The organism is Streptomyces sp. NBRC 110035, assembly GCF_000829695.1.
Classification (GTDB): domain Bacteria; phylum Actinomycetota; class Actinomycetes; order Streptomycetales; family Streptomycetaceae; genus Streptomyces.
Genome location: NZ_BBNN01000071.1, coordinates 1 through 11,105 on the forward strand (window position 1 = coordinate 1; position 11,105 = coordinate 11,105).

Here is an 11,105-nt window from a genome sequence, read left to right on the forward strand (position 1 = left end):
GGCGGGCGGCGCGATGGTGGCCGTGCAGGCGACCGGGGAGGAGATCGCTCCGAGGCTTACGGACGGAATCGCCCTGGCGGCGGTCAACGGCCCCGAGTCCGTCGTCGTGTCGGGCGCCGAGGCCGAAGTCGTGGCACTTGCGGAGGAGTTCGCCGCCCTGGGTCGCAAGACGCAGCGCCTGTCCGTCAGTCATGCCTTCCACTCGCCGCTGATGGAGCCGATGCTCGACGCCTTCCGCGAGGTCGCGGAGCAGCTGACGTACACCGAGCCGGTCATCCCGGTCGTGTCCAACGTGACCGGTGAGGTCGCCGATCCCGCCCTGCTGTGTTCGGCCGAGTACTGGGTGCGCCACGTCCGCGACACCGTCCGCTTCGCCGACGGCGTGGGGGCACTCAACGGTGCCGGTGCGAACGCCTTCCTCGAGATCGGCCCCGACGGCGTACTGACCGCGCTCACCCGCCGGTGCCTCGACGTCGACGCCGACACGGTCGCCGTCCCCGCTCTGCGGGGGGACCGCTCCGAGGAGACCGCGCTGCTCACCGCGCTGGCCCGGCTCCACGTCACCGGCGTCCGCGTCGACTGGCAGCCGTGCTTCGACGGCACCGGCGCCCGCCGCACCGAGCTGCCGACCTACGCCTTCCAGCGGTCCCGCTACTGGCCCGACGCCCAGCGCTCCACGGCGGGCGGAACCGGGGCGGACCTCCTGGACACGGCGTTCTGGACGGCCGTGGAGGGCGAGGACCTGACCACGCTCGCCACCGATCTCGCGGTCGACACCGACGCGCTGGGCGCGGTCCTGCCCGCCCTGTCCACCTGGCGGCGCAGGCAGCGCGACCAGGCGATGGTCGACGGCATCAGGCACCACGAGACGTGGAAGCCGCTGTCGCTGCCGTCCACCGCGCCCACCGCCACCGGCACCTGGCTGGCCGTCCTCCCCGAGGCGCTCGCCGACGACGAGTGGGTGGCTGCCGTCCTGGCGGCCGTGGGCACCGACGTCGTGCCGCTCACCGTCGGCACCGACGACCGCGACGCGCTCACCGGAAGGCTGTGCGGCCTGCTCTCCGAGGGCACCGCGCTCACCGGAGTGCTGTCCCTGCTCGCGCTCACGGACACCGCCGAGAGTCCCGCCGCCCCGACGGCGGTGCTGCTCCAGGCCCTGCTGGACGCCGAGATCACCGTGCCCCTGTGGTGTGTGACGCGCGGCGCCGTCGCCGTCGCCGGCACGGAGCGGCCCACCGCTCCCGGCCAGGCGGCGGTGTGGGGCCTCGGCCGGGTCGCGGCACTTGAGCTCCCCGTACGGTGGGGCGGGTTGATCGACCTGCCCGCCGCCCTGGACGACCGTGCCGCCCGGCGGTTCGCCACCGTCCTCGCCGGACACGACGGCGAGGACCAGGTGGCCGTACGCGACTCGGCCGTCTTCGGCCGCCGGCTCGTGCCCGCCCCGGAGGCCGCACCCGACGCCGGCTGGGAGCCCAGCGGCACCGTCCTGGTCACCGGGGGCACCGGAGGCCGCGGCGCCCACGTGGCGCGCTGGCTCGCCGCCGCCGGAACCGCCCGCCTGGTGCTGGTCGGCCGACGCGGCCCGGACGCGCCCGGCGCCGCCGAACTCGCCGCAGAACTCCGGGAGCTGGGTGCCGAGGTGACGGTCGCCGCCTGCGACGCCGCCGACCGCGAGGCCCTCGCCGCTGTGCTCGCCGGCATCCCCGAGGACACCCCGCTCACCGGTGTGGTGCACGCCGCCGGCATCGTCGACGACGGAGTGCTCGACGACCTCACGCCGGAGCGGTTCGCCGCGCTGCACCGCGCCCGCACCGTCCCCGCCGTCCACCTGGACGAACTGACCCGGGACCTGGACCTGACGGCGTTCGTGCTCTGCTCCTCGGTGGCCGGCACGGTCGGCACCGCGGGGCGCGCCAACCTCGCCGCCGCCACCGCCGTCCTGGACGCGCTCGCCCGGCGCCGCCGGGGCGAGGGCCTGCCCGCGACGTCCATCGCCTGGGGTGCCTGGACCGACGAGGAACCGGGCGCGGACACCACGGTCACCGAGGCGACGGGCGCCGACACCACCGGCACCGGTGCCGCCGCGCGTCCGGCCCGCACCGCCGGTCACCCGGCCGTGCACCCGGACCTCGCGCTCGCCGCCTTGCGGCAGGCCGTGACCCGCCCGGAGCCGACGCCCGTGGTGTTCGACCCGCGTCAGCCGCAGGTCCTGGACACCCTCATCGGCATCCGAGGCAGCGCCCTGCTGCGCGACCTGCCGGACGCCCGACAGGCACTGGCCGACGCGGCCGCCGCGCGGCAGCAGACCGAGACGGCCGCCTCCGGGCTCGCCGCGCGGCTGCGGCAGCTTCCCGCCGCCGACCGCACCGCGGTCCTCGGTGACCTGGTCCGCACCCACGCCGCCGCCGTTCTCGGCCACCCGGGACCGGAGGCCGTCGCCCCCGACCGCACCTTCCGCGACCTGGGCTTCGACTCGCTGACCGCGATCGAACTGCCCAACCGGCTCACCCTCGCCACCGGCCTGCGCCTGCCCGCCACCACGGTCTACGACTTCCCGACCGCACAGGCCCTGGCCGAGCACCTGGTCGCCGAACTCCTCGGCGAGCAGGACACCGAGTCCGGTCTCGACCGGGTGAGCGCCGCCGGACTGTCGGACGACCCGATCGTCATCGTCGGCATGGCCTGCCGCCTCCCCGGCGGGGTGCGCTCCCCGCAGGACCTGTGGCACATGCTCAGCGAGGGCCGCGACGGCATCGAGGCCTTCCCCGAGGACCGGGGCTGGGACCTCGCCACCCTGGCGACCGGCGGCGCGGACGGCCGCGGCCGCAGCGCCACCCTCCGGGGCGGATTCGTCGACGGCGCCGCCGAGTTCGACGCCGGCTTCTTCGGGATCTCCCCCCGCGAGGCCATCGCCATGGACCCGCAGCAGCGTCTCCTCCTGGAGACCACCTGGGAGGCGTTCGAGCGGGCCGGCATCGACGCCGACGGGCTGCGCGGCAGCCGCACGGGCGTGTTCGTCGGCACCAACGGCCAGGACTACTCCACCCTCGTCATGAACTCCCGCGAGGACCTGGAGGGCCACGCCGGCACCGGACTCGCCGCCAGCGTCGTCTCCGGACGACTCGCCTACACCTTCGGTCTGGAGGGCCCGGCGGTCACCGTCGACACCGCCTGCTCCTCCTCCCTGGTCGCCCTGCACTGGGCGCTCCAGGCGCTGCGGGCCGGCGAGTGCGACCTCGCCGTCGCGGGCGGCGTCACCCTCATGAGCACCCCGTCCGGGTTCTCCGGCTTCACCCTGCAGAACGGCCTCGCCACCGACGGCCACTGCAAGGCGTACGCGGACGCCGCCGACGGCACCGGCTGGTCCGAGGGCGTCGGCCTGATCGTGGTGGAGCGCCTGTCGGACGCCCGCCGCAACGGGCACGAGGTGCTCGCCGTGGTCCGCGGTTCGGCCATCAACCAGGACGGCGCCTCCAACGGGCTGACCGCGCCCAACGGCCCCTCCCAGCAGCGCGTCATCCGCCAGGCCCTGGCGAGCGCGGGGCTCACGCCCGCCGACATCGACGCCGTCGAGGGCCACGGCACCGGCACCCCGCTGGGCGATCCGATCGAGGCGCAGGCCCTGCTCGCCACCTACGGCCAGGGCCGCGACCCGGAGCGGCCGCTGCTGCTCGGCTCCATCAAGTCGAACATCGGCCACACCCAGGCCGCCGCCGGCGTGGCCGGCATCATCAAGACCGTCATGGCGATGCGGCACGCGGTACTGCCGAAGACCCTCCACGTCGACAAGCCCTCCACGCACGTCGACTGGGAGGCGGGCGCGGTGCGCCTGCTCACCGAGCCGACCCCGTGGCCGGAGACCGGCAGGCCGTGGCGCGCGGGCATCTCGTCCTTCGGCATCAGCGGCACCAACGCCCACACCATCATCGAGCAGGCACCCGAACCCGAGGCGGTGCCCGCGCCGGCCGGCTCCGCGACGACCGGCGCGGCGGCCCCCGTACCGGCCCCCACGGTCGTCCCGTGGCCCGTCTCCGCGAAGTCCGAGGAGGCCCTGGACGCCCAGGTGGCCCGCATCGCCGCCCTGACCGGCAGGCCCCCGCTGGACGTGGGCCACTGTCTGGCCACCGGCCGTGCCCAGCTCGACCACCGCGCCGTCCTCCTCGCCACACCCGGCGGGGAACCCCTCGAGGTGGCCCGCGGCCGCGCCGCGTACCGCACCTCCGCCGTCCTGTTCTCCGGCCAGGGCTCCCAGCGGGCCGGCATGGGCCGCGAACTGTACGCCGCCTTCCCCGTGTTCGCCGAGGCCCTGGACGCCGTACTGGCCCGCCTGGACACCGGCTCCGAAATCCCCCTGCGCACCGCGCTGTTCGCGCAGGAGGGAACGCCCGAGGCGGAACTCCTCGACACCACCGGCTACACCCAGCCCGCGTTGTTCGCCCTCGAGGTAGCCCTGTACCGGCTCGTCGAGTCGTGGGGCGTGCGGCCCGACTACGTGGCCGGTCACTCCGTCGGTGAGATCACGGCCGCGCACGTGGCCGGGGTGCTGTCCCTGGAGGACGCCTGCACGCTGGTCGCCGCCCGCGCCCGGCTGATGCAGGACCTCCCGGCCGGCGGCGCGATGATCGCTGTGCAGGCCACCGAGGAGGAGATCACCCCCAGGCTGACCGACGGCGTGGCACTGGCCGCCGTCAACGGGCCCGACTCCGTCGTCGTCGCCGGCACGGAGGAGGACGTCCTCGCCCTCGCCGCCCTGTTCACGGCGGACGGCCGCAAGACGCAGCGGCTCTCCGTCAGCCACGCCTTCCACTCGCCGCTGATGGAGCCGGTGCTCGACGCCTTCCGCGAGGTCGCCGGGACACTGGCGTACGCCGAACCGCGCATCCCCGTCGTGTCCAACGTGACCGGTGGGATCGCCGACCCCGCCCTGCTGTGTTCGGCGGACTACTGGGTGCGCCACGTCCGCGGCACCGTCCGCTTCGCCGACGGCGTGCGCGCCCTGGCCGACGCCGGAGTGACCGCGTTCCTGGAGGCCGGGCCCGGCGGTGTCCTGACCGCGCTGACCCAGCGCTGCCTGGACACCGACCTCGACGCCGTCGCCGTACCCGCACTGCGCACGGACCGCGACGAGGAGACCGCGCTGCTCACCGGGCTCGCCCGGCTCCACACGGCCGGTGTCCGCGTCGACTGGGCGGCCTGGTTCCGGGGCACCGGGGCGCGCCGCACCGAGCTGCCGACCTACCCCTTCCAGCGTGAGCGGTTCTGGCCCCGCCCGGCCGCCCTGACCGGCGACGTCAGCTCGGCCGGCCTGGTCTCCGCGGACCACCCGCTGCTCGGCGCCGCCGTGCCGCTGGCCGACTCCGAGGGCGCGCTGTTCACCAGCCAGATCTCGATGCAGGTCCACCCCTGGCTGCTCGACCACAAGGTCGGCGGCACGGTCGTCCTGCCCGGCACCGGCTACCTGGAGATGGCCATCCGCGCCGCCGACCAGGTCGGCTGCGGCCTGGTCCGGGAACTCGTCCTGTCCACCCCGATGGTGCTCGACGAGAAGGTGCCCACCGCCCTCCAGGTCGTCCTCGGCGCCCCGGACGAAGAGGGGGCCCGCACCATCGCGTTCCACTCCCGCCCGTCCGACGTCACCGACGGTCCCTGGACCCGGCACGCCACCGGATCCCTCGCCGCCGCGGAGCACACCGCCCCGTTCGACGTCCCCGTCTGGCCGCCGGCGGACGCCCGGCCGGTGCCGGTCGACGGCACCTACGAACGCACCGAGTACGGCCCCTGCTTCCAGGGGATGCGCAAGGTGTGGATCCGCGGGCAGGAGGCCTTCGTCGAGGTCGCCCTGCCCGAGGAGATCGCCGGGGACGCCCAGTACTTCGGCATCCACCCGGCCCTGCTGGACGCCGTCCAGCACGCCAACGGCTACCTCGGCGTCGGCAGCGAGGACAACCCGCTGCTGCCGTACATCTGGAACGGCGTGTCGCTGCACGCGGGCGGCGCCACCACGCTCCGGGCCCGCGTCACCAGGCTCGGCGACGAGTCGGTCACGCTCACCGCGGTCGACGCCGAGGGCGCGCCCGTGCTGTCCGCCGAGGCGCTGGTGCTGCGCGCCCCGAGCGTGCCGCGCGCCCCGGCGGCCACCGGCGGCCAGGAACCGGTGTTCCGCCTCGACTGGGTCACCGTCCCCGAGGTCAAGCCCACCGAGGGGCTGCGGGCCGTCACCCTGGGCGCCGACGTCTTCGGCACCGGCACCGTACTGTCGTCCCTCGCCGACCTCACCGACCCGGCCGACGCCCCCGACTACGTGCTCGTCCCGCTCCAGGGGGAGTACACCGCCCCGGACGGCACGGACGCGGGCGGCGACCCGGCCGCCGTACCCGGCACGGACGTCCCCGGTGCCGTCCACGCGCTGACGACCCGCACCCTGGAAGTCGTACGCCAGTGGCTGGACCACGACCGGTTCGACCGCACCCGCCTGGTCTTCGTCACCCGTGACGCGGTGGCCGCCGCCGACGGCGAGACCGTGCGGGACCTCGCCGCGGGTGCCGCCTGGGGTCTGGTGCGCTCGGCCCAGTCCGAGAACCCGGACCGGTTCGTCCTCGTCGACCTCGACGGACAGGACGACGTCCAGGCGCTGCTGCCGGACCTGCCGGCCCTGCTCGCCACCGGCGACGCCCAGTTCGCCGTGCGCGAGGGCACCGTCCGCGTCGGCCGGCTGGACCGCCTCGCCACCGGCGCCGGACTGCTCCCGCCCGTCGACGTGCCGTGGCGGCTCGACACCACCGGCAAGGGCACCCTGGACAACCTCGTCCTCGCCCCGTGCCCGGAGGTGCTGCAGCCGCTCGGCGACCACGAGGTCAGGATCGACGTCGACGCGACCGGTCTGAACTTCCGCGACGTCCTCAACGCCCTCGGCATGTACCCCGGTGAGTCCGGCCCGATGGGCACCGAGGCCGCCGGTGTGGTCACCGCCGTCGGCTCCGCCGTCACCGGACTGCAACCCGGCAACCGGGTGTTCGGTACCGTGCCCGGCGGATTCGGGCCGGTCGTCGTCGCCGACGAGCACTACCTGGCCCGCGTCCCCGACACCTGGACCCAGCAGGAGGCGGCCTCCGTGCCGCTGGTGTTCCTGACCGCCCTGTACGCGTTCCGTGATCTTGCGGGTGTGCGGGCGGGGGAGTCGGTGCTGGTGCATGCCGGTGCGGGCGGTGTGGGGATGGCGGCGGTGCAGTTGGCGCGGCATCTGGGTGCGGAGGTGTTCGCGACTGCGAGTGAGGGCAAGTGGGAGGCTTTGCGGGGTCTGGGTCTGGACGAGGATCACATCGCGTCCTCGCGTGATCTGGGTTTCGAGGAGAAGTTCCGGGCGGTGACCGGTGGCCGGGGCGTGGATGTGGTTCTGAACGCGCTGGCCGGGGAGTTCGTGGATGCGTCGTTGCGGCTGACGGCCGACGGTGGCCGGTTCCTGGAGATGGGCAAGACCGACATCCGTGATCCGCGGTCGGTCGAGCGGGTGGCCTACCGTGCCTTCGACCTGGGTGAGGCCGGACCCGCGCGCAACCGCGAACTCCTCGGCGAACTCCTCGACCTGTTCGCCGGGGGGGCTCTGCGGCCCCTTCCGGTGAGGGTGTGGGACGTGCGGCGGGCGCGTGAGGCGTTCCGGTTCATGAGCCAGGCCAGGCACGTGGGCAAGATCGTGCTGACGATGCCGCCGCGCTGGAACCCCGACGGCACCGTCCTGATCACCGGCGGCACCGGCGCGCTCGGCGGACACCTCGCCCGCCGCCTCGCCGCCTCGGGCATGCGGCACCTGCTGCTGGCCGGCCGGCGCGGCCCGGACGCGCCGGGCGCCGCCGAACTCGCCGCGGAACTGCGCGAGCTGGGCGCCGAGGTGACCGTCGAGGCCTGCGACACCGCCGACCGTGACGCCACCGCCGCGCTCCTCGCCGAGGTCCCCGCGGCGCATCCGCTGACCGCGGTCGTCCACACGGCCGGTGTCCTCGACGACGGCGTCGTCGCCTCGCTCACCCCGGAACGACTCGCCGCCGTCCTGCGGCCCAAGGTCGACGCCGCCTGGCACCTGCACGAGCTGACCCGGGACCTGGACCTGGCCGCGTTCCTGCCGTTCTCGTCCATCGCCGGTGTCATGGGCAGCCCCGGCCAGGGCAACTACGCCGCCGCCAACTCCTTCCTCGACGCCCTGACCGCGCACCGCCGCTCCCTGGGCCTGGCCGGCACCTCGCTCGCCTGGGGCCCCTGGTCCCACGACGGCGGCATGACCAGCACCCTCTCCGACACCGACATGCGCCGCATGCAGTCCGGCGGCCTCCCGCCGCTCTCCGTCGACCAGGGCTTCGGACTCTTCGACATCGCACGCGGCTCCGACGAGTCGTTCCTGGTCCTGGTCGGCCTCGCCCCCGGCGCCATGCGCGGCGCCGCCCCCGAGGACCTGCCGCCGCTCTTCCGCGGCATGGTCAGGAGCAGCCGCCGCACCGCCGCCGCCACCGACGCCGCCGGAGCCGCCGCCGCCCTCGGCGCCACACTCGGCGAACTCCGCGCCGACGAACGCGTCCGGTACGTCACCGAACTGGTCCGCGAACAGGCCGCCCGGGTGCTGGGCCACGCCACGCCGAAGGCCGTCGACGTCACCCAGGAGTTCCGGGAGCTCGGCTTCGACTCGCTGACCGCCCTGGAACTGCGCAACCACCTCTCCACGGCGACCGGGCTGCGCCTGCCGGCCACCCTCGTCTTCGACTACCCGACCCCCACGGCACTCGCCGAACACTTCGTCTCCGAACTGGCCCCCGGCGACGAGGGCCCGCAGGGCCCCTCGCTGCTCGCCGAACTCGACCGCCTGGAAGCGCTCTTCACAGCCGGCGAGCCCGACGGGATCACCCGCGCCGGACTCGCCCTCCGGCTCGGCCAGATGCTGGACAAGGTGCGCGGCAGCGCGCCGGAGTCGACCGGCACCCCCGTGGACGACGCCTTCGAATCGGCCAGCGCCGACGAGGTGTTCGCCTTCATCGACAACGAGCTCGGCCGCATGGGCGACCACTGAGACGAGCCGATTCACCACAGGAAGGGTTTCCCGCCATGCCCGATGACAAAAAGCTCGTCGACTACCTCAAGTGGGTCACGGCCGACCTGCACAAGACCCGGCGGCGGCTGGAGGAGGCCGAGGCGGGCCGGCACGAACCGATCGCCATCGTGGGCATGGCCTGCCGGCTGCCCGGCGAGGTCACCTCCCCGGAGGACTTCTGGCAGCTGCTGGACGAGGGCCGCGACGGCATCGCCCCGTTCCCCACCGACCGGGGCTGGGACCTCGACGCCCTGGGCGGCGAGGGGGCCGGCAGCAGCGCCGCCGCCGAGGGCGGCTTCGTCGACGCCGCCGCCTTCGACGCCGGGTTCTTCGGCATCTCCCCGCGTGAGGCCGTCGCCATGGACCCGCAGCAGCGGCTGCTGCTGGAGACCACCTGGGAAGCGGTGGAGCGCGCCGGCCTCGACCCGGTGTCCCTGCGCGGTTCCCGCACCGGCGTGTTCGTCGGCACCGCCGGCGTCGACTACGTCGGCGTCGTGATGAACTCCCGTGAGGACGCGGAGGGCCACGCCACCACCGGCCTCACCGCCAGCGTCGTCTCCGGCCGCGTCGCCTACGCCTTCGACCTCGCCGGCCCGGCGGTGACCGTGGACACCGCCTGCTCCTCCTCCCTGGTCGCCCTCCACCTGGCCGCCCAGTCCCTGCGCCAGGGGGAGTGCTCCCTCGCCCTGGCGGGCGGCGTCACCGTCATGTCCACCCCCATGGGCTTCTCCGGGTTCACCCGCCAGGGCGGCATCTCCACCAGCGGCCGCTGCAAGGCGTTCGCCGACTCCGCCGACGGCACCGGCTGGTCCGAGGGCGCCGGCGTCCTCGTCCTCGAACGGCTCTCCGACGCCCGCCGCAACGGGCACCAGGTCCTGGCCGTGGTCCGCGGCTCCGCGGTCAACCAGGACGGTGCCTCCAACGGACTCACCGCGCCCAACGGCCCGTCGCAGCAGCGTGTCATCCGCCAGGCCCTCGCCGGTGCCGGACTCTCACCCGCCGACGTGGACGCCGTCGAGGCCCACGGCACCGGCACACCCCTCGGCGACCCCATCGAGGCACAGGCCCTGCTGGCCACCTACGGTCAGGACCGTCCCGAGGACCGGCCGCTGCTGCTGGGCTCGGTGAAGTCCAACATCGGCCACTCCCAGGCCGCCGCCGGAGTCGCCGGCGTCATCAAGACCGTCCTGGCCATCCGCCACGGCGTCCTGCCCAGGACCCTCCATGTCGACGCGCCCTCCACCCACGTCGACTGGACCGCGGGCAACGTCCGCCTGCTCACCGAACGCACCCCCTGGCCGGAGACCGGCCGGCCCCGCCGCGCCGCCGTGTCCTCCTTCGGTATCAGCGGCACCAACGCCCACCTCGTCGTCGAACAGGCTCCCGAACCAGAGGAGCCGGAGCAGCCCGCCCCACCGACGGCTCACCCGACGGTCGTGCCGTGGCCGGTCGCCGGCAAGACGAAGGACGCCCTGGAGGCACAGCTCGCAGGTGTCTCGGCCCTGACCGACGCCACCGCACTGGACGTGGGCTTCTCCCTGGCCGTCGGTCGCACCGCGTTCGAGCACCGGGCGGTGCTTCTCGCGGGCACGGGTGTGGCGGGTGAGCGGTCGGTCGAGGTGGCGCGTGGTCGTGCTGTCGAGCGGTCGTTGGCGGTGTTGTTCTCGGGTCAGGGGTCGCAGCGGGCCGGGGCGGGGTGTGGGTTGTCTGCCCGGTTCCCGGTGTTCGCGGAGGCGTTGGATGCTGTGCTGGCGCGGCTGGACGTGGAGTTGGACCGTCCGTTGCGGGAGGTGTTGTTCGCGCGGGAGGGCACGCCGGAGGCGGATCTGCTGCACACGACCGGGTTCGCGCAGCCTGCGTTGTTCGCCCTCGAGGTCGCCCTGTACCGGCTCGTCGAGTCGTGGGGTGTGCGGCCGGAGTTCGTGGCCGGGCATTCGGTGGGGGAGATCACGGCCGCGCATGTGGCGGGGGTGTTGTCGCTGGAGGACGCGTGCACGCTGGTCGCGGCCCGTGCCCGGCTGATGCAGGACCT

Annotated in this window: 2 protein-coding genes; both read left to right on the plus strand. The window is 74.6% G+C overall.

What is annotated here, in order from left to right; all coding sequences use genetic code 11:
• On the plus strand, positions 1-9,052 hold a 9,052-nt coding region (locus TU30_RS32335), incomplete at its 5' end, for a type I polyketide synthase (protein ID WP_042177111.1).
• A 35-nt stretch (positions 9,053-9,087) separates the two neighbouring features.
• On the plus strand, positions 9,088-11,105 hold a 2,018-nt coding region (locus TU30_RS32340; protein ID WP_042177113.1), incomplete at its 3' end, for a type I polyketide synthase.